The sequence below is a fragment of the Mesorhizobium quangtriensis genome, assembly GCF_040081925.1.
GTDB classification, from domain to species: Bacteria; Pseudomonadota; Alphaproteobacteria; order Rhizobiales; family Rhizobiaceae; genus Mesorhizobium_K; species Mesorhizobium_K quangtriensis.
In genome coordinates this window covers 180,755-207,177 of the sequence record NZ_JBEBMF010000003.1, presented here as the reverse complement: position 1 = coordinate 207,177, position 26,423 = coordinate 180,755, and the positions used below count along the sequence as shown (strand labels likewise).

General features: G+C 64.8%; 28 protein-coding genes. 13 read left to right on the top strand and 15 right to left on the bottom strand.

The genetic code is table 11. The features are described from left to right. The first annotated feature begins 156 nt into the window (after positions 1-156). From ABMA32_RS16745 to purF, 4 genes are all read left to right on the top strand, one after another. Positions 157-1,647 (top strand): replicative DNA helicase, encoded by a 1,491-nt coding sequence (locus tag ABMA32_RS16745; RefSeq protein WP_349014957.1) that lies wholly within the window; start codon positions 157-159, stop codon positions 1,645-1,647. A 124-nt stretch (positions 1,648-1,771) separates the two neighbouring features. Then, positions 1,772-3,190 (top strand): DNA repair protein RadA, encoded by a 1,419-nt coding sequence (radA, locus tag ABMA32_RS16740; protein WP_349014956.1) that lies wholly within the window; start codon positions 1,772-1,774, stop codon positions 3,188-3,190. Between the two features lie 30 nt (positions 3,191-3,220). Beyond that, positions 3,221-3,889, top strand: coding sequence for a CvpA family protein (locus ABMA32_RS16735; protein ID WP_349014955.1), 669 nt, complete (start codon positions 3,221-3,223; stop codon positions 3,887-3,889). Positions 3,890-3,992: 103 nt separating this feature from the next. Then, a complete protein-coding gene (purF, locus tag ABMA32_RS16730; protein ID WP_425475553.1) occupies positions 3,993-5,450 on the top strand; it encodes an amidophosphoribosyltransferase in 1,458 nt (485 codons plus the stop codon). 12 nt (positions 5,451-5,462) lie between these two features. On the opposite strand, the gene ABMA32_RS16725 is transcribed toward purF, so the two are convergent. Then, the gene (locus ABMA32_RS16725; RefSeq protein ID WP_349014953.1) at positions 5,463-5,873 is read right to left on the bottom strand and encodes a DoxX family protein; all 411 of its coding nucleotides are present in this window, start codon (positions 5,871-5,873) and stop codon (positions 5,463-5,465) included. Positions 5,874-6,031: 158 nt separating this feature from the next. On the opposite strand from ABMA32_RS16725, the gene ABMA32_RS16720 reads away from it, so the two are divergent. Continuing rightward, a complete protein-coding gene (locus tag ABMA32_RS16720) occupies positions 6,032-6,793 on the top strand; it encodes an SDR family NAD(P)-dependent oxidoreductase (protein ID WP_349014952.1) in 762 nt (253 codons plus the stop codon). Between the two features lie 7 nt (positions 6,794-6,800). On the opposite strand, the gene ABMA32_RS16715 is transcribed toward ABMA32_RS16720, so the two are convergent. Beyond that, on the bottom strand, positions 6,801-7,508 hold the full coding sequence (locus ABMA32_RS16715; RefSeq protein ID WP_349014951.1) for an HAD family hydrolase: 708 nt from the start codon (positions 7,506-7,508) through the stop codon (positions 6,801-6,803). Positions 7,509-7,646: 138 nt separating this feature from the next. Between ABMA32_RS16715 and ABMA32_RS16710 the strand changes: the two genes are divergently transcribed. Both ABMA32_RS16710 and ABMA32_RS16705 read left to right on the top strand, forming a co-directional pair. Then, positions 7,647-8,276, top strand: coding sequence for a hypothetical protein (locus tag ABMA32_RS16710; RefSeq protein WP_349014950.1), 630 nt, complete (start codon positions 7,647-7,649; stop codon positions 8,274-8,276). 98 nt (positions 8,277-8,374) lie between these two features. Further along, entirely contained in the window at positions 8,375-8,602 is a 228-nt protein-coding gene (locus ABMA32_RS16705) for a hypothetical protein (RefSeq protein WP_349014949.1), read from the top strand. Between the two features lie 3 nt (positions 8,603-8,605). Here the strand turns inward: ABMA32_RS16705 and ABMA32_RS16700 are convergent, their stop codons facing one another. Beyond that, entirely contained in the window at positions 8,606-9,124 is a 519-nt protein-coding gene (locus ABMA32_RS16700) for an OsmC family protein (protein WP_349014948.1), read from the bottom strand. Positions 9,125-9,294: 170 nt separating this feature from the next. On the opposite strand from ABMA32_RS16700, the gene ABMA32_RS16695 reads away from it, so the two are divergent. Further along, the gene (locus tag ABMA32_RS16695; RefSeq protein ID WP_349014947.1) at positions 9,295-11,526 is read left to right on the top strand and encodes an AMP-binding protein; all 2,232 of its coding nucleotides are present in this window, start codon (positions 9,295-9,297) and stop codon (positions 11,524-11,526) included. 2 nt (positions 11,527-11,528) lie between these two features. On the opposite strand, the gene pssA is transcribed toward ABMA32_RS16695, so the two are convergent. The 6 genes from pssA to ABMA32_RS16665 all read right to left on the bottom strand — a co-directional run bounded on the left by pssA (position 11,529) and on the right by ABMA32_RS16665 (position 16,250). Next, a complete protein-coding gene (gene pssA, locus ABMA32_RS16690; protein ID WP_349015463.1) occupies positions 11,529-12,305 on the bottom strand; it encodes a CDP-diacylglycerol--serine O-phosphatidyltransferase in 777 nt (258 codons plus the stop codon). A gap of 71 nt (positions 12,306-12,376) precedes the next feature. Continuing rightward, a complete protein-coding gene (locus ABMA32_RS16685) occupies positions 12,377-13,138 on the bottom strand; it encodes a phosphatidylserine decarboxylase (RefSeq protein WP_349014946.1) in 762 nt (253 codons plus the stop codon). Positions 13,139-13,194: 56 nt separating this feature from the next. Next, complete coding sequence (locus ABMA32_RS16680; protein WP_349014945.1) at positions 13,195-13,566, bottom strand: YciI family protein; 372 nt, start codon at positions 13,564-13,566, stop codon at positions 13,195-13,197. 49 nt (positions 13,567-13,615) lie between these two features. After that, positions 13,616-15,442, bottom strand: coding sequence for an ABCB family ABC transporter ATP-binding protein/permease (locus ABMA32_RS16675; RefSeq protein ID WP_349015462.1), 1,827 nt, complete (start codon positions 15,440-15,442; stop codon positions 13,616-13,618). A gap of 139 nt (positions 15,443-15,581) precedes the next feature. Continuing rightward, positions 15,582-15,899 carry an ArsR/SmtB family transcription factor gene (locus tag ABMA32_RS16670; RefSeq protein ID WP_349014944.1) on the bottom strand — a complete coding sequence of 106 codons (318 nt, stop codon included), beginning with the start codon at positions 15,897-15,899 and terminating at the stop codon, positions 15,582-15,584. A gap of 60 nt (positions 15,900-15,959) precedes the next feature. Beyond that, the gene (locus ABMA32_RS16665) at positions 15,960-16,250 is read right to left on the bottom strand and encodes a DUF982 domain-containing protein (RefSeq protein WP_349014943.1); all 291 of its coding nucleotides are present in this window, start codon (positions 16,248-16,250) and stop codon (positions 15,960-15,962) included. A gap of 350 nt (positions 16,251-16,600) precedes the next feature. Here ABMA32_RS16665 and ABMA32_RS16660 point away from each other — a divergent pair, with 350 nt between their 5' ends. Beyond that, positions 16,601-17,431, top strand: a complete 831-nt coding sequence (locus ABMA32_RS16660; RefSeq protein WP_349014942.1) for a hypothetical protein — start codon at positions 16,601-16,603, stop codon at positions 17,429-17,431. A gap of 72 nt (positions 17,432-17,503) precedes the next feature. On the opposite strand, the gene ABMA32_RS16655 is transcribed toward ABMA32_RS16660, so the two are convergent. Continuing rightward, positions 17,504-19,705, bottom strand: a complete 2,202-nt coding sequence (locus ABMA32_RS16655; protein ID WP_349014941.1) for a LysM peptidoglycan-binding domain-containing protein — start codon at positions 19,703-19,705, stop codon at positions 17,504-17,506. A gap of 108 nt (positions 19,706-19,813) precedes the next feature. Between ABMA32_RS16655 and ABMA32_RS16650 the strand changes: the two genes are divergently transcribed. After that, positions 19,814-20,425: an LOG family protein gene (locus ABMA32_RS16650; RefSeq protein WP_349014940.1), complete on the top strand. Its 612-nt coding sequence runs from the start codon at positions 19,814-19,816 to the stop codon at positions 20,423-20,425. A 102-nt stretch (positions 20,426-20,527) separates the two neighbouring features. Then, complete coding sequence (locus ABMA32_RS16645; protein ID WP_349014939.1) at positions 20,528-21,067, top strand: SRPBCC family protein; 540 nt, start codon at positions 20,528-20,530, stop codon at positions 21,065-21,067. On the opposite strand, the gene ABMA32_RS16640 is transcribed toward ABMA32_RS16645, so the two are convergent. Then, positions 21,068-21,493, bottom strand: coding sequence for a VOC family protein (locus tag ABMA32_RS16640; protein ID WP_349014938.1), 426 nt, complete (start codon positions 21,491-21,493; stop codon positions 21,068-21,070). It lies immediately after the preceding gene. Between the two features lie 68 nt (positions 21,494-21,561). Between ABMA32_RS16640 and ABMA32_RS16635 the strand changes: the two genes are divergently transcribed. Both ABMA32_RS16635 and ABMA32_RS16630 read left to right on the top strand, forming a co-directional pair. Beyond that, entirely contained in the window at positions 21,562-22,164 is a 603-nt protein-coding gene (locus tag ABMA32_RS16635; protein ID WP_349014937.1) for a TetR/AcrR family transcriptional regulator, read from the top strand. A 29-nt stretch (positions 22,165-22,193) separates the two neighbouring features. Beyond that, positions 22,194-22,916, top strand: a complete 723-nt coding sequence (locus ABMA32_RS16630) for a hypothetical protein (RefSeq protein ID WP_349014936.1) — start codon at positions 22,194-22,196, stop codon at positions 22,914-22,916. Positions 22,917-23,072: 156 nt separating this feature from the next. On the opposite strand, the gene ABMA32_RS16625 is transcribed toward ABMA32_RS16630, so the two are convergent. The 4 genes from ABMA32_RS16625 to rpoD form a co-directional block, all read right to left on the bottom strand. Further along, positions 23,073-23,366, bottom strand: a complete 294-nt coding sequence (locus ABMA32_RS16625; RefSeq protein ID WP_349014935.1) for an HlyU family transcriptional regulator — start codon at positions 23,364-23,366, stop codon at positions 23,073-23,075. Between the two features lie 82 nt (positions 23,367-23,448). Next, positions 23,449-23,868, bottom strand: a complete 420-nt coding sequence (locus tag ABMA32_RS16620; RefSeq protein ID WP_349014934.1) for a secondary thiamine-phosphate synthase enzyme YjbQ — start codon at positions 23,866-23,868, stop codon at positions 23,449-23,451. Positions 23,869-23,965: 97 nt separating this feature from the next. Continuing rightward, on the bottom strand, positions 23,966-24,334 hold the full coding sequence (locus ABMA32_RS16615) for a thiol-disulfide oxidoreductase DCC family protein (protein ID WP_349014933.1): 369 nt from the start codon (positions 24,332-24,334) through the stop codon (positions 23,966-23,968). A gap of 49 nt (positions 24,335-24,383) precedes the next feature. Beyond that, on the bottom strand, positions 24,384-26,423 hold the full coding sequence (gene rpoD, locus ABMA32_RS16610) for an RNA polymerase sigma factor RpoD (RefSeq protein WP_349014932.1): 2,040 nt from the start codon (positions 26,421-26,423) through the stop codon (positions 24,384-24,386).

The window sequence follows — 26,423 nt, the reverse complement described above, 5'->3', positions numbered from 1 at the left end:
TGCTTACACTTGGCCGCTCGATTCGAGTCAACCCGGATTCGTTGGTGTGACCGCCCGGCCTGTGGACCACTGTGAACAGTGGGAACCACGCGGACGACGGTGCTGTTTCCGCCGGCGACTCTCATTAGGCAGGGATCGGGCAAGGGACAGGAACAGATGGCAGAGGCAGCGCGCAAATTCCCCGTGGCGGAGACACCGCTCTACCGCGAGGCGCCGAACAACATCGAGGCTGAGCAGGCCCTGCTCGGCGCAATCCTCGTCAACAACGACGCGTTCTACCGCGTCTCCGATTTCCTGAAGTCCTCGCATTTCTACGAGCCTCTGCACCGCAAGATCTTTGAGGTTTCGGCCGAACTAATTCGTATGGGCAAGAAGGCTGATCCGGTAACGATCAAGACCTTCCTGCCGGCCGACGAGAAGGTCGGCGACATGACGGTCGCGTTCTATCTCGCCCGCCTCGCGGCCGAAGCCGTCACCGTCATCAACGCCGCCGACTATGGCCGCGCGATCTACGATCTCGCCACCCGCCGCGCGCTGATCACGGTCGGCGAGGACATGGTCAATATCGCCTACGACGCGCCTGTCGACATGAGCCCGTCCGACCAGATCGAGGACGCCGAGCGGCGGCTGTTCGAACTGGCCGAAACCGGCCGCTACGATGGCGGCTTCGAGAGCTTCACCGATGCCGTGAAGACCGCCGTCGACATGGCCAACGCCGCCTTCATGCGCGACGGGCATCTTTCCGGCGTCGCCACCGGCCTGCGCGACCTCGACCGCCGCATGGGCGGGTTGCAGCCCTCCGACCTGATCGTGCTCGCCGGTCGTCCCGGCATGGGCAAGACGTCGCTTGCCACCAACATCGCGTTCAACATCGCCCATGCTTACGAGCCGGGGCAGCAGGCCGACGGCTCCCTGAAAGCCAAGAATGGCGGCGTCATCGGCTTTTTCTCGCTGGAAATGTCGTCCGAGCAACTCGCCACACGTATCATCTCGGAGCAGACGGAAATTCCGTCCTCCAAGATCAGGCGCGGCGAGATCACCGAGACGGACTTCGAAAAGCTGGCCGCCTGCGCGCAGATGATGCAGAGGGTTCCGCTCTACATCGACCAGACGGGCGGTATCTCGATCGCGCAGCTTGCCGCGCGCGCGAGGCGGCTGAAGCGCCAGCGCGGGCTCGACGTGCTGGTAATCGACTACATCCAGCTCATGCAGGGATCGAGTGCGCGCGCCTCGCAGAACCGCGTGCAGGAAATCACCGAGATCACCACCGGCCTCAAGGCGCTGGGCAAGGAACTCGGCGTGCCGATCATCGCGCTGTCACAGCTCTCGCGTCAGGTCGAAAGCCGTGACGACAAGCGCCCCCAACTCTCCGACCTCAGAGAATCCGGATCGATCGAGCAGGACGCCGACGTGGTGCTCTTCGTCTATCGAGAGGAGTACTATCTGAAGAACAAGGAGCCGAAGCCCGGCACTCCCGAATATGTCCAATGGGAGGACCAGATGAACGAGGCGCGGGGCAAGGCCGAAGTCATCATCGCCAAACAGCGCCACGGACCCACGGGAACAGTAAGTCTCGCCTTCCAGGGCGAATTCACCAGATTTTCCGATCTCGCCGAGGATTCGCACCTGCCCGACAGGTTCGAATAGCCGGCTATGCCCAAAACCCTCCCCTCGTCAGGAAGGGTCGACCCGCGATGCGGGTCCGGGCGGAGGCAGCCATGCTCACGTGCTGCCTCCGCCTTTTCCAAAATCCATTCCTTCGTGGGACCGAATGGCTAAATCCCGTACCCAGTTCATCTGCCAGTCCTGCGGCAACGTGAGTTCTCGTTGGTCGGGCAAGTGCGAGGCCTGCGGCGAGTGGAACACCATCGTCGAGGAGAACAATGCCGGCGGCATCGCGGGCGGGCCGCAGGCGCTACGTTCGCCGCGCAAGGGCCGGATCGTCGCGCTGACGTCGCTGGCGGGCGATATAGAGGATGCGCCGCGCATCCCGTCTGGCATCGCCGAACTCGATCGCGCGACCGGCGGCGGCTTCGTGCGGGGATCGGCGGTGCTTGTCGGTGGCGATCCCGGCATCGGCAAATCGACGCTGCTCATGCAGGCGGCAGCGGCGCTCGCGGCAAAGGGCAACCGCATCGTCTACGTCTCCGGCGAGGAGGCGGTGGCGCAGGTGCGCCTGCGCGCGCAGCGGCTTGGCGTTGCGGCCCAGCCGGTGGAACTTGCGGCCGAAACCAATGTCGAGGACATCCTCGCCACGCTCGGCGAAGGAAAGCGTCCCGACCTCGTCATCCTCGATTCCATCCAGACGCTGTGGACGGACCTTGCCGATTCCGCACCGGGCACGGTGACGCAGGTGCGCGCGGCGGCGCAGTCCGTCATTCGCTACGCCAAGTCGACAGGCGCGGCGGTGGTGCTGGTCGGTCATGTCACCAAGGAAGGCCAGATTGCCGGCCCGCGCGTTGTCGAGCACATGGTCGACGCCGTGCTCTATTTCGAAGGCGAAGGCGGCCACCATTTCCGCATCCTGCGCGCGGTAAAGAACCGCTTCGGGCCGACCGACGAGATCGGCGTGTTCGAGATGTCGGATAAGGGGTTGCGCGAGGTCTCCAATCCCTCAGAGCTTTTCCTTGGCGAGCGCCACGCGAAGGCGCCGGGCGCAGCCGTGTTCGCCGGCATGGAGGGCACAAGGCCGGTGCTGGTCGAGATACAGGCGCTGGTCGCCCCCTCATCTCTCGGCACGCCCCGTCGCGCCGTGGTGGGCTGGGACCAGCCACGCCTCGCCATGGTGCTGGCCGTCCTTGAGGCGCATTGCGGCGTCCGCTTCGGTCAGCACGACGTCTATCTCAATGTCGCAGGCGGCTATCGCATCTCCGAGCCGGCAGCCGATCTTGCCGTTGCGGCAGCGCTGGTGTCGTCGCTCACCGGTCTTGCCCTGCCCGCCGATTGCGTCTATTTCGGCGAGGTCAGCCTTTCGGGAGCCATCAGGCCGGTTGCGCATGCGCAGCAACGGTTGAAGGAGGCCGAAAAGCTGGGGTTCGGGCAAGCGGTTCTGCCGCAGGGGAGCGAGGAACCGTCAGGCTCGATGGCTGGGCGTTCATTTCAGCCGGGGACTTTGACCGACCTCGTGATTCGTATTGCCGGGTCTTTGAGAGGGGACTCTGGGCGCGCCAGCGACGACGATGTCGCGTAACGCCCATGATGCAAGGAGTGGGACCGCACCATGCCGATTACGCTGCTTGACGGAATACTGATCGGGTTCACGCTCGTTTCGGCGATGCTGGCCATGGTCCGTGGCCTGTCGCGCGAAGTCCTGTCGATCGCGTCGTGGATCGCGGCGGCGGCTGCCGCCTATTTCTTCTATCCGATGCTGCTTCCCCATGTGGAGCCTTACATCGATAACAAGCAGATCGCGATGGTGGCGTCGGCCGGTATCGTCTTCGTCATCGCGCTCATCATCGTGACGATCATCACCATGAAGATCGCTGACTGGATCATCGATTCGCGTGTCGGCGCGCTCGACCGGACGCTCGGCTTCCTCTACGGCGCGGCGCGCGGCATCCTCGTCGTCGCAGTCGGCCTGCTGTTTTTCAACTGGCTGGCCGGCGCCAACAAGCCGACATGGGTGACTGAAGCCAAGTCTCTGCCCATGCTGGAACGGATCGGCACGACGATCGAGGGCTTTCTGCCCGACGACCCGGAGAACTCAATCCTCAAGAAGCTGACGAACGAGGAGCCAGACCCGGCGCCTGAAACCCCTGTTGCGCCCGCGCCGCAGAGCACCGCCCCCGGCGCTGGCGGCGAAGGCCCGGTCGTGCTCGATCCCGAGGAAGGCCAGTCGGAACAGTTGCCCGCAGAACCGCTGGACGAATCGGCACCGCCCGCCGAGTAATCCACAGCCCGTGGTAATCGGGTGATAAGACTGTCAACGTATTGAGGTGGCGCAAAATGCTGCGCTGCCCTATATGTCGGTTTTTCAGGCGCGAGTGGACCCGATGGCAAACGATTCCTTGCTTGGCGAGGCCGATGACCATTTTCACGACGAATGTGGCGTGTTCGGCATCTTCGGGCGTCAGGACGCAGCGGCGATCGTCACGCTCGGCCTGCATGCGCTCCAGCACCGCGGACAGGAAGCAGCCGGCATCGTCTCCTATGACGGCTCGCAGTTTCACGTCGAGCGCCATGTCGGCCTGATCGGCGATACCTTCACCAAGCCGGCGGTCATGGAACGCCTCAAGGGCAACCGCGCCATCGGCCACACCCGCTACGCCACGACCGGCGGCGCCGGCCTGCGCAACGTGCAGCCGCTTTTCGCCGAGCTCGCCGAGGGCGGCCTCGCGATCGCCCACAACGGCAACCTCACCAACGCTATGACCGTCCAGCGTATTCTGCAGAAGCAGGGCGCGATCTTCTCCTCGACATCCGACACCGAAACGATCCTGCACCTCATCGCCGTCAGCAAGGAGCGTGATATCAACGCGCGCTTCATCGAGGCGGTGCGCCAGATAGAAGGCGCGTTCTCGCTGGTGGCGCTGACGTCGAAGAAGATGATCGGCTGCCGCGACCCGCTCGGCATCCGCCCGCTGGTGCTGGGCGACCTCGACGGCTCATGGATCCTCGCCTCAGAAACGGTCGCGCTCGACATCATCGGGGCGCGCTTTGTGCGCGACATCAAGCCCGGCGAGATGGTCGTCATAACGGCCAAGGGTGTGGAAAGCATCTTCCCGTTCGAACCGCAGAAGCCGCGTTTCTGCATCTTCGAATATGTCTATTTCGCGCGTCCGGATTCTACGCTGGAAGGGCGCAACGTCTATAACGTGCGCAAGAATATCGGGGTGGAACTGGCGCTTGAGAGCCCTGTGGAGGCCGACGTCGTGGTGCCGGTGCCGGACTCGGGCACGCCGGCCGCTATCGGCTTCGCGCAGGCGGCGAACATTCCGTTCGAACTGGGCATCATCCGCAACCATTATGTCGGGCGCACCTTCATCCAGCCCGGCGATTCGATCCGCCACATGGGCGTCAAGCTGAAGCACAACGCCAACCGCCGCGTGCTCGAGGGCAAGCGCGTCGTGCTGGTGGACGATTCCATCGTGCGGGGCACAACCAGCCAGAAAATCGTGCAGCTCGTGCGCGACGCGGGCGCGCGCGAAGTGCATATGCGCATTGCATCGCCGCCCACGCGAGCTCCGTGTTTCTACGGCGTCGATACGCCGGAGAAGTCCAAGCTGCTGGCCTCACGCATGACCGTCGAGGAAATGGCCGAGTTCATTCGCGTCGATTCGCTTGGTTTCCTCTCGATGGACGGTCTTTACCGCGCAGTCGGCGAGGCGAGCCGCAACAACGAGCAGCCGCAATTCTGCGATGCGTGCTTCAGCGACGAGTATCCGACACGGCTGCTCGACCATGAGGGCGCGGACAACGTCCGCACGCTCTCGGTGCTGGCGGCCGGCTGATCCGCAACGCCTTCAGCCTCTCTGCCAGATGATGATGCCCTTGCGGACAGCAAGCGTGCTACCCGGCCCGTGGACTGCCGCATAAAGCAGCCCCGCGAGGAAGGTGAAGTGGTCGACGAAGAAGCCGAATTCCGACTGGTTGCCCTGCCAGTGGGACGGTCCGTGGAAGGCGAAGGCGAGAAAAATCACGTAGATGCCGGCCAGCAGCGCCGCTTCCGAGAAAAACGCACCGGTGAGGAAGGCCAGCGCCAGCGCGACCTCGAAGAAGGCGGCAATCCAGGCGAGAAACAGCGGAACCGGGAAACCGGCAGCCGCGATATAGCTGGCCGTGTCCTGCATTCCCATGAACTTGAAGGCCGCCGCCATTATGAAGAGGCCGGCAAAGATCAGTCTCGCCACAAGGATTGCCGCAGTCTTGCCCATCGATCGCTCCTGTTGGATGGCATGTCGGTCGCTCAAGGACGTTGGTCGCAACAGAGTTCCGACATGTTCGGCAACAGGAATTGCCCGAAGGGTTTCGCCGCGGGCGGATTCGTCCTATCTGGGGCGGCCTTCAGGCTTTGCCACGACTGGATGAACAGATGACCCCGACCCCAGATCTCACCGGCCGCATCGCGCTCGTCACCGGCGCATCGCGCGGCATTGGCTACTTCACAGCGAAGCGCCTCGCGGCGGCCGGCGCGCATGTCGTGGCGGTGGCGCGTACGGTGGGCGGCCTTGAAGAACTGGACGACGAGATCAAGGCGGAGCGGCGAAAGGTCGGCAAGGGCGAAGCCACGCTGGTCCCCCTCGATATCACCGACATGGCCGGCCTCGACCGGCTGGGCGGGGCGATCAACGATCGCTGGGGCAAGCTCGACATCCTCGTCGTCAACGCCGCCGTGCTGGGCGTCATCTCGCCGATCGGCCATGTCGAGGCGAAAACCTTCGACAAGGTGATGACGGTCAACGTCACCTCCACGTGGCGGCTGATCCGATCGGTCGATCCGCTGCTGCGCCTGTCGGATGCCGGACGCGCCGTTGTGGTCACGTCGAGCCTCGCCAACGCGCCCCGCGCCTTCTGGGCGCCTTACGCGGCTTCCAAGGCGGCGGCAGAAGCGCTGATGCGCTCATGGGCCGAGGAGACAGTCAACATGCCGCTGCGCGTCAACGCCTTCGATCCCGGCCGCACCCGCACGGCCATGCGAGCGCAGGCGATGCCGGGCGAAAATCCGGAGAGCGTGCCTCACCCTTCCGAGACGGCAGTGCACATAATGCCGCTGGTCAGCCCTGATCTGACAGAGACCGGCAAGATCTATCAGGCGAAGACCCAGCGTTTCCTGAGCTACCGCCTGCCGGAATAGCTGGAACTCAGCTTCCTTCGATCTCGTCGATCAGCGGTACGATCTTCGCGAGGTCGGGCACTTCGCGGAAACGCGCCTCGCCCGCCGGCGCCTCAGCGTGCTCATAGGCCCATGTCAGGTCGTGCGGGACATAGACGCCCCAGCTTCCGGCCGCGAGCGCCGGCAGCACATCGGATTTCAGCGAGTTGCCGATCATCATGCTGCTGGCAGGTCCATCGCCATGGCGGCTGAAGGCGCGCTCGTAGGTGGCGCGGTTCTTGTCGCTGACAATCTCGATTGCCTGGAAGAGTTCGCCCAGCCCGGATTCCGCGATCTTGCGCTCCTGGTCGAACAGGTCGCCCTTGGTGATCAGCACCAGCCGGTATTTGCCCGCCAGCGCCTCCAGCGTCTCGCGCGCATGCGGCAACACATCAACCGGATGCGCGGCCATCTCGCGACCAGCAGCGAGGATTTCGGCGATAACAGATGCAGGCGCCCTGCCGTCGGTCACCTCGATCGCCGTCTCGACCATGGAGAGGGTAAAGCTCTTGATGCCAAAGCCGTAGGTCTTGATGTTGCGCATCATGACAGCCAACAGCCGGTCGGGCAGTTCTCCGCCGTCCGTATGCTCCTTAAGCATCTCAAGGAAGCGCGCCTGCGTCATCTGGTAGAACTGTTCGTTCTGCCAGAGCGTGTCGTCGGCGTCGAAGCCAATCGTGGTCAGCCGAGACGGCATGGCCGTGTCCTCCTCTGGCCGATCTTGTGCCCTGCCCTATCTGGCTTTTCAACGGCTGGGCGGCCGACACGAAGTCGTGAATAGCCGGCTGGTGTACGCCGCCCTAGCTTTTCGCGGACACAGACAAGGGAGGAATCCATGAAGAAAGCACTCGTTCTCTCGGCAGCGGCGATGGTTCTGGGGCTCGGCACGGCAAGCGCGCAGGACAATTCGATGAGCTTCTTCATCACCAGCGTCGGCCTCGGCAAGGGCGCGAACCTTGGCGGGCTGGAAGGTGCGGACGCGCATTGCGCCTCGCTTGCGGAAGCCGCCGGCGTCACCGGCAAAACCTGGGTAGCCTACCTTTCCACCAGCACGGTGGACGCGAAGGATCGGATCGGCTCCGGCCCGTGGTACAACGCGAAGGGCGTCAAGATCGCCGACAACGTGGCATCGCTGCACAGCGATGCCAACGGCATCACCAAGGAAACCGGCCTGACGGAAAAGGGTACCGTGGTGCCCGGCCGAGGCGACACGCCCAACGAACACGACATCCTGACCGGCACGCAGGCCGACGGCACCAAGGCGGTGGACCAGACCTGCGGCGACTGGACGCTCGAGGGCGCTGAGGGCGCTGCCATGGTCGGCCACCACGACCGAAAGGGGCCGGACACCCTGCCGACCGCTACTTCATGGAACGCGGCGCACCCTTCACGCGGCGGCTGCAGTCAGGACGCGCTGAAGGGAACAGGTGGCGCGGGCTTCCTCTACTGCTTCGCCAAGAACTGATCTGACTACATGCGAACAGCGCAACAAGCGCGTGGCATGTCTTTCAGGATCATACGGGCGTGATATGATGGCGGTTCGTCGAGATAGAGGGAACCGCCATGACGCCCAACCTAGCCATCGTCTGGTATCTGGTCGTCGCAGGCCCGCAGGGCGGACTGACGACCATGCCCGACTTCTTCGACACGCGCGAGGAATGCAAGGCGGCGATCACCGAGTACCAGAAGGAACCGGCCCCTCCCGGCTGGTCGATTAACTGCATCCCTAGCGCCTCGCCCTATTCAGACGAGGGGGACGAGGGCGGAACGGACGACGGCTCGGCGGGTTAAGCCTTATCCAGCAGCCGCAACCTTCGTCGCCACCGATAGCTCCGGCTTGGTGTTCAGCGTCTGGAACACCACGCAATAACGCTCCGTCAGCTTGATCAGCGAATCGATGCGGTCCTGCGGCTCGTCGGTCTGCATATCGAAGCGCAGCCGTATGGCGCGGAAGCCGACCGGAGCCTCCTTCGAGACGCCCAACGTACCGCGGAAGTCGAGGTCGCCCTCTGCCTCTACCGTCGCGCCGGCAAGCTTGAAGTCGAGCGCGGTCGCCACCGCCTTCAGCGTCACGCCCGCACAGGCGACCAGCGCTTCCAGCAGCATGTCGCCTGAGCAGAGTTCCATGCCGCTGCCGCCGGTCGCGGGATGCAGCCCGGCCTCCGCGATGGCGCGGCCGGTCTCGACCTTGCAGGCGATCTTCTGGTCGTCCACGGAGCCCTTTGCCCGCAAGGTGATCAATGCACTTCCGGCATCTCCCCGATAGGCGTCCTTCAACGGAGCCTGCATTGCCTTCAAAGCTGCGGAATCCATGAAAATCTCCCAGTTCGTGCCTGTTCACCGTTCGCCTGAGGCTGTAGCGGCGGGTCACATTGTCCGCAAGGGTCGATGCACCAATTGACCTTGCCGCCCTTTCCGCTACCCTTTGAGCAGGCGGCCACTCACGACCTGTCGATGAGCCGCGGCGGGGATAGGGAGGAACAATGATCCTGTCCGGAGCTATCCTGCTCGGCCTGCTGGCGCTCTGGATCGCCGCGGCGTGGGCGCTGGCGTTCAGGCTCGATATCGGGGTCCGGCAGGCGTTTCTTTATGCCCCCCTGAAGCTTCTCTACCGTATTTCCGATTCGCGCATGGCCGCCGCCGCCAAGGCCGACGCACCGGTCATCTACGCCATCTGGCACCAGTCGAAACTGGACCCGGCGCTGATGCTGTCGCTGCTGCCCGAGCAGACGCTGCATATCCTCGACGAGGATTCGGCGAAGTCGATCTGGCTGGAGCCTTGGCGCGAGCTGGCCCGCACCATCACCTTCAACGCGCAGCACGTGTTCGTCAGCCGTCGGCTGGTGCGCGTGCTGAAAGGAAAAGGACGGCTCGCCGTCTACCTGCCAGACGAGGTCGAGCCGGACACGAAAGCCTTCCGGCTGGTGCGCGCCATTGCGCGGATTGCCGTGCAGGCGGATGCGAAGATCGTGCCGGTTTTCATCTCGAACGGACGCTATCCTCATTCCTCGCTGACGCCGAAAGACCGCGCGCCGCGCCGCTTCCTGCCAAAGCTCTCCATCGCTGCCCTGCCGCCGATGACGATCGGCGAACTGGTCGAGCGGGCTGGCGGATCGGCCGTCACCACGACGTCCAACGCGCTGTTCGACCGGCTGGCGGAAGTTCGGCTCGCCGGTGCCGACACGAACCGTAGCCTGTTTGCCGCCGTGCGCGATGCAGCCCTTTCCTTTGGTCCGTCGAAGCCGATCGTGGAAGATGTGCTGACCGGCGCGCTGAGCTACCGAAAGCTGCTCACCGGAGCGCGTGTGCTCGGCCGCCGATTTGCAGACGGAACGGAGCAGGGCGAGGCCGTCGGCCTGCTTCTGCCCAACGCCAACGGGCTGGTGCTGTCGATGCTCGGGTTGCTGTCGGCAGGCCGCGTGGCAGCGCTCCTCAACTACACGGCCGGCCCGGCAAACGTGGAGTCCGCCATCAGGACGGCCGCGATCCACACCGTCGTCTCGTCGCGCGCATTCGTGGACAAGGCCGGGCTCGCCGACATCGTGGCCGCGACAGAGAAGGCCGGGGCGAAGATCGTCTGGCTGGAGGACCTGCGCAAGACCATCGGCATGCCGGAGAAGCTGGCGGCGGCGCTCCTCTGGCGCTTCCCGCTCGCCCGGCAGGATGCGGACAAGGCCGCCGCCATCCTGTTTACCTCCGGCTCGGAGGGTACGCCCAAGGCGGTGGTGCTGTCGTCGCGTACGCTGATCGCTAACGTCAAGCAGGTCGAAGCGCGCATCTCGTTCTCGCCGGCCGACAGGCTGCTCAACGTGCTGCCCGTATTCCATTCCTTCGGCCTGACAGGCGGCACGGTGCTGCCGCTGATCAGCGGCGTGCCGCTGTTCCTTTACCCATCGCCCCTGCACTACAAGATCATTCCCGAGGTCGCGAAAAAATGGCGCCCGACGGTGATGTTCGGCACCGACACGTTCCTCACCGCCTATGCCCGCACCGCCAAGGACGGCGATTTCTCCAGCCTGCGTTTCGTCGTAGCAGGCGCGGAGGCGGTGAGGCCGGAAACGCGACGGACGTGGCGCGAGCGTTTCGGCGCTGAAATCGTCGAAGGCTACGGCATGACGGAAGCAGCGCCCGTTGTTGCCGTCAGCAGCACAACCCACAACCGCGACGGCAGCGTCGGGCGATTGATGCCGGGCATGCGCATGAGGCTCGAGCCGGTGGAAGGCATCGCGGAAGGCGGACGCCTGCTGGTTTCAGGGCCGAACCGCATGATGGGCTACATGCTGACCGACCGGCCGGGGGAGCTGCAGCCGTTCACCGACGATTGGCTTGATACCGGCGACATCGTCGCGGTGGACCGCGAGGGCTTCATCGCTATCCGGGGACGCGCGAAACGCTTCGCCAAGATCGCCGGCGAGATGATCTCGCTTGGCGCGGTGGAGATGATGGTGAAAGCACTTTGGCCGGAAGACAACCACGCCGCCGTTTCCGTGCCCGACAAGAAGCGCGGCGAACGCATCGTGCTCGTCACCACCGCCGATGACATCGACGCGGAGGACCTTCGCCGCTGCGGCAAGGAAGCGGGTGCCGCCGAGATCATGGTGCCGGGCGACATCGTGCACGTGCCGGAAATCCCGCTGCTCGGCTCCGGCAAGACCGACTATGTGTCGGCGCGGCGCATGGCGATGGAAAGCCTGGGGCTGGGGCTGGCTGCTTAGGTCTAAAGTTCCTGTCCGGGCTCGTCGGACGGTACCGACGGCGTTACAGCCACTTCGGCCAGTTTCGCTTCTTCGATTGTCGAGCGCTTCGCATAGGCGAGCACCGAGAACGGCAGGAAGATGAGGTAGCCGACGACCCCGACCGATAGCGTATGCCAGGGATAATTGAAGAATAGCAGCACCAGCAGCGCGACCGCGAGGATGAGCGGCAGCGCCAGATCGCGCCGGATCTTCAGCTTCTTGCCGGAATAGACCGGGATGCGGCTGACCATCAGGAAAGCCGAAAGCACGGAAAATCCGCTTGCCACCAATGCGGACACCCTGTCGGCCTGGTAAACGCCGATGAAGGCCAGGTAGCATGGCAACATCACCAGAACGGCGCCGGCAGGCGCGGGTACGCCGACGAAATATTCGCCCTGCCAGGGCGGACGTTCCGCGTCTTCGTCGAGCACGTTGAAGCGCGCAAGCCTCAGGCCGCAGGCGACGGCGAAAAGAAGCGCTGCGATCCAGCCGAAGGAGCCGGCGCGGTCGAGCAGGAAGGCGTAGAGCACCAATGCGGGCGCAACGCCGAAATTGACGATATCGGCCAGCGAATCCATCTGTGCGCCGAAGCGCGAGGTCGCCTTCATCATGCGCGCCAGCCGCCCGTCGATGCCGTCGAGGAAGGCCGCGAACAGCACCATGACCACGGCCGTCGCGAAACGCCCCTCGAACGCAAAGCGGATCCCCGACAGCCCGACGCAGATGGACAGCACGGTGACCATATTGGGCAGCACCATGCGCAGCGGGATTTCCCGGATGCGCGGGCCACCGCTGCTGTGCGGAGGGAACTTGGTCAACGCCCGCTGCCCTAGTCGATGCGGACGAGTGGCGTCGCCGCCGCGCCGCCGAACTCGGCGATGACGGTTTCTCCGGCGACAGATGTCTGGCCGACCGACACGCGCGGCGTCGCCTCTCTTGGCAAGAAGACATCGACGCGCGAGCCAAAGCGGATCAGGCCGAAGCGCTCGCCGACCGCGATGTTGCCGCCGGCTTCCGCCCAGCAGATGATGCGGCGCGCCACCAACCCGGCGACCTGCACGGCCGCAACCGTGCCGTTGGGGCTGTCGATGACAACGCCATTGCGCTCGTTTTCCTGGCTCGCCTTGTCGAGTTCGGCGTTCAGGAATTTGCCGGGCCGGTATTCGATGCGGCTGATCTTGCCGCGCACCGGCGCCCGGTTCACGTGGCAGGAAAAGACGTTCATGAACACCGAGATGCGCGTCATCTCGCCCGTCCCAAGGCCGAGTTCGCGCGGTGGCACGGCTGGCCCGACGGCGGAGACGACGCCATCGGCAGGGCTGATCACCAGCCTGTCGTCGGTCGGCGTCACGCGCACCGGATCACGGAAGAAATAGGCGCACCAGGCGGTGAGGATGAGGCCGACCCAGAAGAGGTTGGTCGAGAACAGGCCGAGCAGCAGCGTCACGATCGCAAACGCGCCGATGAACGGGTACCCTTCCCTGTGGATGGGCACGAAGGCGTTCTTCACTGTGTCTACAAGACTCATTTCGGCGCGGCCGAGCTCCGTTTCGGTGGCGGCCTGATTAGCGGAAACGGCCCCCCGCCGCAACGCAACATTGGTTTACGCAGGCGTTGGGCGGCACGGCGCCGTCCGTTTCGTCGTTATCAGCGCGGCAGGTCCACGCCCGGTATGTAGAGCATCACCGGCCGGATTTCATACACGGCCGAAGGATTTGCGTCGCGCAGGTCGCGCGCGATGGCGATCGCCTCGTCCTGCGTCTGGCAATCGACGACGTAGAAGCCGAGCAGATGCTCCTTGGTTTCGGCAAATGGGCCATCCGTCACGACGCCAGCTCCCGGCCCCCTGAGCGTCACCGCCCTGTCCGTCCCGGAGAGCCGCGCCGCCGGCCCCATGCACCCGGCCTCGATCAGCCCGTCGTGGACGGCGAGCAAATCCTTCATGAGGGCAGCGTCTTCCTCAGGCGTCCAGGACTCCACCAGGCCACCCGCATGATAGGCCAGAATTGCGTATTGCATGCCTGGTTTTCCTCCCTTGCCACATCGCGTTAGAAGCAGACTTCTACAGCTAGGCTTTGTCCGCAACCTCGGCGGTACGACGGCGCACGATGACGCCCTCCTCGTCTGTTTCCCGGGCGATGCGCAGGCGTTCCTCCGCCTCGGTCGCCTCGCGCTGGCGATCCCACATCGATGCGTAGAGGCCGCGTTCGGCAAGCAGGTCGGCGTGGCGGCCGCGCTCGACGATGCGGCCGTCCTTCAAAACGATGATCTCGTCGGCCTTGACGACAGTGGAAAGACGGTGCGCGATGACGATGGTCGTGCGGTCGCGGCTGACGAGGTCGAGGGCTGCCTGGATTTCCTGCTCGGTGTGCGAATCCAGTGCGCTCGTCGCCTCGTCGAGGATGAGGATCGGCGGCGCCTTCAGGATGGTGCGGGCGATCGCCACACGCTGCTTCTCGCCGCCCGAAAGCTTCAGCCCGCGCTCGCCGACCATCGTGCCGTAGCCATCCGGCAGGCTCTCGATGAAGTCGCCGATCTGCGCGAGGTCGGCGGCGCGCCTGACCTCATCCTCCGAGGCGTCAACGCGGCCGTAGCGGATGTTGTATTCGATCGTGTCGTTGAACAGCACCGTGTCCTGCGGCACCATGCCGATCGCTGCGCGCAGGCTTTCCTGCGTCACCGCCTCGACATCCTGCCCGTCGATCAGGATCGTTCCGCTCTGCGCATCATAGAAGCGGAACAGCAGCCGCGAGACAGTCGACTTGCCCGCGCCCGATGGTCCGACGATCGCGACCGTCTTGCCGGCCGGCACGTCGAAGGACACGCCCTTCAGGATCTGGCGCTGCGGATCGTAGGCGAAATGCACGTCGCGGAATTCGACGCGGCCGGCCGTCACCTGAAGTGGCTTTGCGTCGGGCCGATCCACCACTTCACGTTTCACCCCAAGAAGATCGAACATCTTCTCGAGGTCCGTCAGGCCCTGGCGGATTTCGCGGTAGATCATGCCGATGAAGTTCAGCGGCTGGGCAAGCTGCATCAAAAGCGCGTTGACGAAGACGAAGTCGCCAACAGTATGCGTGCCGGCCATCACCTCGCGCGCCGAAAGCACCATGATGACGGTCATGCCAAGGCCGAAGATCACGCCCTGCCCGAAGTTCAGCCAGCCGATCGACGTCCACGTCATGGTCGCCGCCTTCTCGTAGCGCGCCATGGAGCGGTCGAAGCGCTCGGCCTCCATCTTCTCGTTCGAGAAATACTTCACCGTCTCGTAGTTCAGCAGCGAGTCGATCGCCTTGGTGTTGGCCTCGGTGTCGCTGTCGTTCATCTCGCGGCGGATGGTGATGCGCCAGTCGCTGATCTTCACCGTGAACCAGATGTAGAGCCAGACCGTGACGACGATGACGGTGACGTAGCTCCAGCCATAGGCGAAATAGAAGATGCCGGCCGTCAGCGCGAATTCCAGCACGGTCGGCGCCATGGCGAGCATGGTGAAGCGCACGATGGTCTCGATGCCCTTGGTGCCACGCTCGATGATGCGCGACAGGCCCCCCGTGCGCCGCTCCAGATGGAAGCGCAGCGACAGTTCGTGCATGTGGACGAAGGTGCGGTAGGCAAGCTGGCGCACCGCATGCTGGCCGACGCGCGCGAACAGCGCGTCGCGCAGCTGGTTGAAGCCGAGCTGCACCAGCCGCATGATATTGTAGGCGACGACGAGGGCGATCGGCGCGAGCAGGAAGTCCGGCAGCGGCGGCCGGTCGGTGGTTACGCCCGCCAGCGCGTCGGTCGCCCATTTGAAGAAATAGGGCACCAGCACCAGCACGCCCTTCGCGACGAACAGCAGCAGCGTCGCCCAGACGAGGCGCATCTTCAGGTCGGGCCGGTCGGCCGGCCACATGTAGGGCCAGAGGCTTTTCAGGGCGCCGAGGGTCGAGCCGGAATCGCCTGTTACGGGTTGCTGGGTGGCCAAGATGGCGTGCCTTCTGTTGTTTCACGCATGCCCAGCACCGTTTCGGGAGACATGCCTTGCGCGCTGCCTAGCAGCAGGATTTGACGAGCTTGTCGACGGATTGCGAGAAGGCGGCAAGTGCTGCGCGGTCGATTCGGTAGCGCGAGCGGCGGCGGTCGGGTTCGAAGATGACGAGCCCGGCGTCGACCAGCACCTTCAGGTGCTGCGAGACGGTCGATTGCGCCAGGTCGAGCTTTTCCACCACGTCGCCGCAACAGCAGCAGTCATGCGCCGCGAGGTGGCGCAGGATTTTGATGCGCGCCGGATGCGACAGCGCAGCGAACCCGGCCACCACGCAGCCGGGACCGCCATGGCTTTCGGGAATCTCGGGAATGATTGTATTCATCGTTTATCGGCGATAAACGATGAATGTCGTCGTGACAAGCTGTTTTGGAATAATTTTGCTTCAGGCGGCCAGGGCCGGTTCCGAGACCATGCCCAGATGTGGCCAGACCTCATCGACCAGCACGCCGCGGCGACGCGCCAGAGCGCAGAGCACATCGCGCGCTTCGGCAACGGTCGACCGGCCGTCCAGGGCATCGCGGCACGCCCCGTAAGTGGCGTGGTACGCCTCGTCGCGCCACATGGCCGGCTGCTCGTCCAGATAACGCAGCGCGCCTATCACGCTGCGGATTTCAAGCGGAAAGCCCATTCCGACAATGACCACGACCGGGGAAGCGAAGGCAGTGTCGAGCATGGAACTTCCTCGTTGTTTTCAATGCTTTTCTCGGGGCGCCAACGAAGCGGCATCCATGAACGCGGAGACGGGCAAGGCGTTCCCGGCGAGGACAGGTAAATCGAATGCCGCAAGGGAAGACTCCCACTCCGGTTCGCGGTGCGGCCGGTCGGTCGCCGCTTGGCCGCATTTTGCGGCCTACTCTGCCGTCATTCCGGGGCCGCGCAGCGGAACCCGGAATCCAGAGTGACGACGGTAGAGTGAAATGCGCGACCTTGTTCGGTCGGCTCCCATGCAATCTGAAACAAGGGGCGGCGATCTGGATTCCGGGTTCCGCTGCGCGGCCCCGGAATGACGGAAATCAAGGGCGCTTGGCATCTTACGCCGCCGCAACTTTCAGGAACGACAGCAACGCAGGATTTACCCTGCCATGCGAAGATCAACCCAAGCGCGACCGTTTCGCGCCATGGTGGGGCATGGAAACGCTGGCGGAAAACATGCAGCAGGCGGCGCGACCGGTCGGCCGGCGGGCGGTGCTTGGCGGGATGCTGGGTGGTTGCCTGACGCTTTCGGGATGCGACTTTCTCGGCTTCAAGACTTGGCAGTGGAACCAGCGCCTCATCCTAGAAGTGGAGACGCCGCAGGGCGTGGTGACAGGCGGCAGCGTCGTCACAATCAAGGTAGGCAGTTCACCGAAATGGGCGCCCGGCATGGGAGCCGGAGGCATGAGTGGTCGCGTCGCGGCAGGCGAAGCGTCCTTTATCGAGATCGCGCCCGGCAAATACCTGTTCGCGCTGCTGGACGAGGGCACCGAGCAGATTCCCTACTACACCTTCTTTCCGGCCGGCGATAACGATCGGGAGCAGCAGGCCGCCGAGCTTGAGACGCTGCGCGGTGTTCGCCGTGTGCCGCACGACCGGTTGCCGCTGCTCGTCACCTTCACCGACATCAACGACCCGACGACCGTGCAGCGCGTCGATCCGAACAACCTCGCCGCAACCTTTGGCCCCGGCGTGTCGCTCAAGCGCATTACGCTGGAGATCACCGATGAGAAGGTGACCGAGGGGCGGGCTAAGGCGTTGCTGCCTTGGCTTGAAGCTCATTACGACAAGCGGCTTGACGGCAACCGGTTTGGAACTCTCGAAGCCTCGAATCGCTTCGCAAATGATCTAAGCGCGGGCAATTTCGATACCCGCCGCTAGGCCGGGATACAGGTATTTCTCTGACCGCGCGCTGTTTGCACAAAAGGGTTGGCCAAGCTCGAGCCTGCCACTCTACTCCTGCCCTTCCGCCGGCTCCGCCGCCTCGCCTTCCTGAGGCATCGTCGTCAGACGGTCGCCGAGCGTGGTGTAGTCGGCGTCGGCTTTACCGTCGTCGGACTTCTCGGGGACCTTGAAGACCTGTCCGGGCCAGATGCGGTCGGGGTCCTCGATCTGCTTTTCGTTGGCGAGATAGATGGTCGAGTAGCGGATGCCGCGCCCATAGACGCGCCGCGAGATGCGCCACAGCGTATCGCCGCGCCGGATGATGACGGCGCTGTCGGCGGATTGAAGCTTTGGCGCGAGCACTTCCGTCACGCCGTCGGCCGAGGGCGGCGACGGCAGGGACGGCTGCGGAGCGGCGGCGATGTCCGAACCGGGTTCGGAAGCAGGCGGCGTTGCAGCCGGGGCGTCGGCTGCCGGTGCGGCGGCAGCGGGAGGCGCTTCGGGCTGCGCGGTCGGAGCTTCGTTTGACGCGGGAGCCTCGGCGACGGCCGCAGGCATGGAGGGTTCGGCGGCTGGAGCCGGCTGTTCGGCTGGCGCGGCCGTCACCGCCGGTTCTGAAGGCTGTTTGGCGGCGGCCGGAGCAGCAGGCTGTTCCGTCGGCTCGGCAGCCGGCGGCTGGGTTTCAGCCGTCACGGCGGGAGCCTCGGTCGAAGGCGCGTCCGTCGAAGGCGTGGCGGGAGCCTCCGCCGTTGCCTGCGGCTCGGCCGGCTCAGTCGCGGCCGGCGGCGCGGGCGTCTCGGCGACCGCCGGGGCCGGTTCGGCGGCGGGCGGGGTCGCGGCGGGCTGTTCTGGTGCTTCGGCGGCGGCCGGTGGCGTCTCCACGGCAGGCTGCTCAGTCGCAGCGGCCGGGGGCTGGCCCTCGGCCGTTGTCGCAGGAGCTTCCGTCGAAGGCGTGTCCGTGGACGGCGTCTGGCTGGCAGGCGTCTCCACCGTCGGCTGCGGCGCGGCCGGTTGAGCAACGGCAGGCGTTTCGGCAACCGCCGGGGCCGGTTCGACGGCCGGCGGGGTCGTGGCCGCAGGCTGCTCGCCAGCGGCTGTTGCCGCCGGGGCAGTACCGGCTGCGGGCTGTTCAGGCACTGCCGCGGGTGCCGGCTGTTCAGCGGCGGGCTGCGGCGCTGTCGGTTCCGGCTGCGGGGCGGCAACGGCGGCGATGGTCTCGCCCGGTTCGCGCTCGAAAGGCACGGCGGCGCGCGCCGCGACCTTGACACCATCCGGCTCCAGCGCATCGATGCGGATGATGTAGTCGCCGACGGGCAAATCGCGATCGGCCTCGATCAGGAAGCGGCCGTCGGGAGAGGCTTTGGCATCGCCGAGCAGAATCTCGTTGGCGTAGCCGCGCACGGTGCGGCCCGCATCGGCGATGCCTGCGACGAAAATCTTGCGTCCGTCGATCTCGACAGCTTCGACCCGCACGGTCGGGCCGGCGGGCGCCGGGGTGGGCGTCGCGGGGGCCGGGACCGGCTCGGTGGGCAGTGCCGCCTGCTGTTCGGCGGGAGGCGGCGCGACCGTCTCAGGCGTGGCTGCCGCTGGCGCCTCTGCCGGCATTTCAGGCGGCTTCGCCTCGGCGGCCGGCTGCTGCGGCTTCGGCAGGGTTATCATCTGCGCGGGCTTGCCGGGTTCCTCGACCAGCGCCAGCACCTGTCCGTCCGGCGTTTCCGGCACCGAAACCACCGCCGTCTCGACCGACATCGCCACGACATTGTCCGGCGTGGTCGAGCGCAGCACGATCTGGTAGTCGCCGGGCTTCAGCGGCTCGTCCAGAACGACGGCGAAATCGCCCTCCGGCCCGGCGGTCGTGCTGCCGATGACGTTGGAGCCGACGAGCAGGTCTACCTTGGCGTTGCCGGCGGCCTTGCCGGCGATGACAATGGACCCGTCGCTTTCCAGGCGCACGACGTCGAAGCCGGGCGCGATCACCTCCGGCTTGGCCTCGGCAGGAGGGGCGGGTTGGGTCGCAGCCTGGTCAGGCGCTGGGGTTTCAGGCGTCGCGGCTGGCTCTTCCGCGCCGGGCAGACGCGCGTCCTTTTGGTCGGCCGGCTGGCCCGACTGCTCCCCGCTCTGGGCGGGTTCTTCCTGCTGGGGCGGTGCTGCGGCCGTCTGCGGCTGGCGGTTCAAAAGCGGATCGAATGCGCCGGCCGCATAGGCGACGATCGCCGCGGCAGCCACGCCACCGGCCAGAAACAGCAATGATTTCTTCGTCGTAACAGCCATTCTACCCTGCCCTTGATCCCCAAAAGTCCTAACCTGTTTCGCGCGGAGCGACAAGAAATACGCTGCCGGGGCTTGACCTCAACGCACCGAAATCGGCCAATCGACCGCATGAACACGATTCGATCCGTCTGCGTGTATTGCGGCTCCTCGCCCGGCAATGACGACCTCTACATGAAGGCCGGCCAAACGCTTGGCCGCGCACTCGCCCAGGCTGGCCTCCGACTCGTCTATGGCGGCGGCGGCAAGGGCATTATGGGAGCGGTGGCCGACGGCGCGCTTCGCGCAGGCGGCAAGGTCACCGGCATCATCCCGCGCTTCCTGATGAACCGGGAAGCCACCCAGGCCGCTTTGCAACGCCTCGACGAGACCATCGTCACCGACAACATGCACCAGCGCAAACACGCTATGTTCGAGAAATCCGACGCCTTTGTGGCGCTGCCGGGCGGCATCGGCACGGTGGAGGAGATCATCGAGATCATGACCTGGGCACAGCTCGGTCACCACCGTAAGCCGATGGTGTTCGGCAATATCGGCGGCTTCTGGAACCCCATGGTCGCCCTGCTCGACCACATGCGCGAAGCGGGCTTCATTCATACAGGCCATCTCGTGCAGCCGCTGGTCATCGATGACGCGGAAGCGATCGTGCCGGCCATCATGGTCGCGGCATCCAGCGACGGCGCACCCACCGAAGGGGTGCAGTCGGTGATCGACAAGATGTAGCGCGGTCAGCCTGACACAAGGGCAGGCGCGCATAGTCGAAGTGCTGGCAGCGTGGATTGAGCGCGGTCAGAGTTGCGGTCAGCGAGGCAGGGGGAGCCGGGCATGCTGACATTGAAGCGAGTACTTTACTGGATTTCGGCCTTCGCCATCGTCCTCGTCGGCGGCTCTTTCCTGTTGCCGTCGCAGGCGAAGGTCTCGCGCTCGATCGACATCGCAGCCCCACCCGAGCAGGTCTTTGCGATCGTCGGCGACCTGCGGCGCTTCAACGACTTCTGGCCGAAGGCGGAGATGGAAGGGAAGATCAGCTACGCTTTCGAGGGCACCGAAAGCGGGCTCGGGCAGAGGCTGGCCTGGCAATCCGACAATCCGGAAGTCGGAAGCGGCGCGACGACCATCGTGGCTTACTCCCCGCCTGGCGAAGTCGGCTTTCGTACCATTGCCGGACGGGAGCGGTGGCTGTCCGGCTTCGTGCTGGTGCCAACCACCGCCGGAACCAACGTCACCTGGACCTTCGCCACCGATCTCATCGGCGTTCCCGCCCGCTGGTTCGGCCTGCTCTACGAAGGTCGCATCGGCCCGGAGTACGAGCAGGGACTGGAGAAGCTGAAGGCGGTGGCCGAGAAGCCCGCCTCTCCGCAATGATCATTTGCCAACCGCTTCCGGCGCGAACTGGGCAAGAAACTCCTCGCTCGGCGGGATCGGCTTGATGACGTCGATCAGCACGCCGTTCGGGTCTCGCGTGATGAAATGGCGCTGGCCGAACGGCTCGTCACGCAAGGTGCGCAGGATCGGCAGGCCGGCCGCCTGCACCTTCTCGTAAAGCGCGTCCGGATCCTCGACCTCGAAATTGATAAGCACGCCTGCCGCGCGGCCCCTGCCCTCCGGCGGGATCGTCTCGTGGTCGCCCTGCAGGATGGCCAGATTGACATTTTCATCGTCGGCCGACTGGAGGTGAACGTACCAGTCGCTTTCGAACAGAGGCCTGAAACCGAAGTGCTGGACATAGAAGGCGGCGGCTGGATAGACATCGTCGACCATCAGGACGGGATAGTAACTGGTCGTTTTCATGGCTTTTCTTCCTCTCTGCATTAACATACAATCTGTATGTATCCTGAATTAACATACAGGCTGCATGTATGCAAGCGACAAAAACACGCCGTTCCAACAAGGATCGTACCGACGCCACCCGAGCTGACCTGATCGCCGCTGCGCGCAAACTCTTCACCGAAAAATCCTATGCCGAGACCGGGACGCCGGAGATCGTCGCGGCAGCAGGGGTGACACGCGGCGCGCTGTACCATCACTTCGCCGACAAGCAGGCGCTGTTCCGCGCGGTGGTGGAGATGGAGGCGAAGGCGGTCGCGGCGGAAATCGAGCGCGCCGCCGAACGATTCGACGAAAACCCCGGCATCGCCCTCCTCGCCGGCTCGGACGCCTACTTCACCGCCATGCGCGTTCCCGGCCGCACGCGCCTGCTGCTGCTCGACGGGCCGGCGGTGCTTGGGCGCGCCGCACTCGACGAGATGGATTTGCGCCACGGCAACCGCACGCTGCGCGAAGGGCTGGCCGCGATGATGGATGCCGGTTTGATCAGGCGGCTGCCCGTCGAGCCATTGGCTGAACTACTCGGCGCGGCCTTCGACAGGGCGGCACTCGCGATCGAGGCAGGCTCGCCGACCGACGACTATCTTACCGCGCTCCATGCCATTATCGATGGGCTGGCCCAGTCGGCAAAATGAGCAGCTCGGACATGAACCGGATTTTCGCGATGACACGTCTTCTCGCAGCCATGATCTTCTTCATGCTGCCGTTCTCGCCCGCCCTCGCCCGCGAACAAACGGACGCCCCCGACGCCGCGATCATCGGCTTCTCGGCGGACGGACGCTACTTCGCCTGGGAGGAATATGGCTACGACATCGTCAGCGATGCGCTGGTCTCCGCAATCCATGTGGTAGACAGCAAGGGCATGGCCGAAGCGCCCGGCTTCCCGTTCGGCGTCGTGCCGGAAACCATCGACGACCAGTTTCCCGCCAAGGTCGGTGGCTTCGAGGCCGATCTCGACAGCCTGATATCGCCCGAGGGCGCGCCCGACCTTGCTGGCCTGAGACGCCTCGTCCGGCAGGCAGCCGAACCCCGGCTTGCGTCGCTTGGCATGGGCACCGACTGGCGCCGCATCGCAGGGATGCCGTTGACCCAGCGCTCTTCCTCGACCGATCCGCTGGAATTCGTGGTCTACCCCACTTTGCCCGGCGGGATCCCGGACCTGCAGTTCGTCTATCGGCTCGAAACGGAAGCGGCTCCCGAGCCGCAGGACTGCCATGAGGCCGCGCTGCCGGCGCGCCAGCGCCAGGTGATATTCCGCGTAAGGGCCTCCCAGAACTGGCCGGAGGAAAAGGAACTGGCGAGCGGCTCGACCGATTTCCTGCTGCCTGTGCCCGCCGGCAGCGCGCGGCCGGCATCTGGCTCTCCGATATCGTGGCGCCGGCTGTGATGGACCCAGAGTCGCCGGCCGTCGTGATCATGCTGCTGGCGCAGGCATGGCAATCACATGCCGACGCGGCGCGCTGGCATACGCTGTTCCTGCCGCTTCCCGAACCGAAATAGTCTTTCAAGGCAGCAGGTTGGCCGGGGCCGCGCAGATTCCGATTCAACCCTGGCCGAAGACGCGATCGCCCTGCTCGTCGACGATCTGCTGCCCCTTGCGGATCGACACGTCGACCGCGTCGTCGAAGCCAGCGAAGCGGTCTGCGCGCACGAACTTGTGCTCCTTCACGACGCCATCGATCTCCTTCGAGACGACGCCGCAGGTCTGGTACTGCCCGTCGCTCTTGTAGGGCGTGGCGACGATCGTGAAGCCCTTATGCTCGATCTGCTTGGCCGATTTGGGCTCGGACGCCTCGCTCGCACCGCCACCGCCGAAAAGTCGCTTGAGGAAAGACATCGCGCTCCCGTCCCTGATTGTCAGGTCGATACGTAGTGCTTCCGGCGGCGCGCGTCGACCCTCGCGGTCAAAATCCGATCTGTCAGGCGAGATGCAGCACGATCTCGCGGCGATGCGGCGCGTCGCGATGCTCGAACAGGTAGATGCCCTGCCATGTGCCGAGCGCCAGCCGGCCGCCCGTTATCGGAATGGAGAGCGAGGTCGCCGTCAGCGCCGCCTTGATATGCGCGGGCATGTCATCGGCCCCTTCGTCGCGATGGACGAGATAACGCATGGAGGGATCGTCGGCCGGCGGCACGAGGCGGCGGAAAAACTGGTCGAGGTCGCGCCGCACGTCCGGGTCGGCATTCTCTTGGATCAACAGCGAGCACGATGTGTGCCGCACGAAGAGCGTCAGCAGCCCGACGTCCACGCCGGCCCCGCGCACGAACGACCCAGCTTCTGAGGTAATTTCGTATAGGCCCTGCCCCCCGGTCGGCACTGTCAGCGATTTCTGCGGCATCGTCAGACCCTAGGCCCAACAGGAGTGACCTTCAACGCTGTCATAATCTTGATGCGGAATTGCAAGAGAGTGAGATCGCTCGCGGTCAGTTGCGGGGCTACCAGCGCCCGTTGCGACGGTTCCAAGCATAGAGCAGGTCGGCGAAACGGTCATAGGTAAAGCGCGTGACCGGCAGCGCTATAGGGTTTCCGACGAGCGTCGCCAGCCACCCCTCTCCCGGTGTCGCTCGCCACACCGCGATGGCGACATCGGCCCCGACCAGCAACTTGCCTCCGCCGTCGGTCGCGTGAAGCCTGCGCCTGATGTCCTCCAGGGTGACTCCGAACCGCGCCAGCGCCTCCGGCTCAAGGTTGATGTCGCGAAATTCGATCCGCCCCGCCTTCACAGCTTCGATCAGCCGCCTCTTCTGACGGCTGATGCCGGCGTCGCAGACCGGACAGCGGGTGTTGTACCAGACGGTCAGCAATTCGAGTATCCAAAAGCGAAAAAGCCCAGCAGCGCCGGGCTTTTTTGTCTCAGCTATCCAGGAAGCTGCGCAGTTTGCGCGACCGGCTTGGGTGCTTAAGCTTTCGCAGCGCCTTGGCCTCGATCTGGCGGATACGTTCGCGGGTAACCGAGAACTGCTGGCCGACTTCCTCGAGCGTGTGGTCGGTGTTCATGCCGATGCCGAAGCGCATGCGCAGCACGCGTTCTTCGCGCGGCGTAAGCGAGGCCAGCACGCGCGTCGTCGTCTCGCGCAGATTGGCCTGGATCGCCGCGTCGATCGGCAGGATCGCCATCTTGTCCTCGATGAAGTCTCCGAGGTGGCTGTCCTCCTCGTCGCCGACAGGCGTTTCGAGCGAGATCGGCTCCTTGGCGATCTTCAGCACCTTGCGCACCTTTTCGAGTGGCATGGCGAGTTTCTCGGCCAATTCCTCCGGCGTCGGCTCGCGGCCGATCTCGTGCAGCATCTGGCGCGAGGTACGAACGATCTTGTTGATCGTCTCGATCATGTGCACCGGAATGCGGATCGTGCGGGCCTGGTCGGCGATCGAACGCGTGATCGCCTGCCTGATCCACCAAGTCGCATAGGTCGAGAACTTGTAGCCACGACGATACTCGAACTTGTCGACCGCCTTCATCAGGCCGATGTTGCCTTCCTGAATCAAATCAAGGAACTGCAGGCCGCGGTTCGTGTACTTCTTCGCGATGGAGATCACGAGGCGCAGGTTGGCCTCCACCATCTCCTTCTTGGCGATCGCCGCCTCGCGTTCGCCCTTCTGCACCTGGTTCACGATCTTGCGGAATTCGAGGATCGAGATCGCAGTCTCGGTGGCAAGGCTCTGGATCTCGGCGCGGATCGTCTTGATCGTCTCCTTCTCGTTCTTGGTGAACTCCTTCCAGCCCTTGGCCGAAAGGTTGGAGATCGACTTGATCCAGTTCGGGTCGAGTTCCGAGCCCTGGTAATGCTCGAGGAAGGCGTCGCGCTTGACGCCGTAGCTTTCGGCGAGGCGCAGCAGCTTGCCTTCGTTCTGCACAAGGCGCTTGTTGATGTCGTAAAGTTGCTCGACCAGCGCCTCGATGCGCGCCTGGTTGAGCGACAAGGACTTCACCGCCTTGATGAGATTGTCCTTCAGCTCCTTGTAGCGGCGCTCCTGGCTTGGCGACAGCGTGCCGGAGGCAGCCAGCCGGTTCTCGACCTGCTGGTCCTGCAGCTTGCGCAGCTTCTTGTAGGTGTCGGCGATGACGTCGAGCGTCTCCATCACCTGCGGGCGAAGCTCGGCCTCCATCGCGGCAAGCGACAGGTTTGCCTCGTCCTCGTCGTCTTCTTCCTCTTCGAGGCCACGGGTGTCCCCGCCGACATTGGTGATGTCGTCGTCGTCGCGGGACGCCTGGCGGCCGCGCGGCTTTTCCTCGGGCTTGGCCTCTTCCTCGCGCGGCGCCACGACCGGCGCCTGCTTGGCCTCGGGGCCGGCATAGGTCGCTTCGAGGTCGATGATCTCGCGCAGCAGGATTTTTGCTTCGTTGAGCTCGTCGCGCCAGATGATGATGGCCTGGAAGGTGAGCGGGCTCTCGCAGAGACCTGCGATCATCGTCTCGCGGCCAGCCTCGATGCGCTTGGCGATGGCGATTTCGCCCTCACGCGACAGAAGCTCCACCGAACCCATCTCGCGCAGATACATGCGCACAGGGTCGTCGGTGCGGTCCGTCGGCTCCTTCTTGGCGACGGCTGCAACGGCGGTGCCGGTCTGCTCGGCAAGCTCGTTGGCGTCCTCGTCGGCATCGGCGGCGGGCGCAGCCTCGGCTTCGCCTTCCTCGGCGTTCTCGTCGTCCTCGACGACATTGATGCCCATGTCGGACAGCATCGACATGGTGTCCTCGATCTGCTCGGAGGTCACTTCCTCCGACGGCAGCACCGAGTTCAGTTCGTCCATGGTGACGTAACCGCGCTTCTTGGCGGCCTTGATCATCTTCTTGACGGCGTCATCGGAAAGGTCGAGCAGCGGACCATCGGTTGCGCCTTCGCGCTCGGTCTCAGCCTCTTCCTTTTCCTTCGCCTTTGTCTTTGTCGCCAT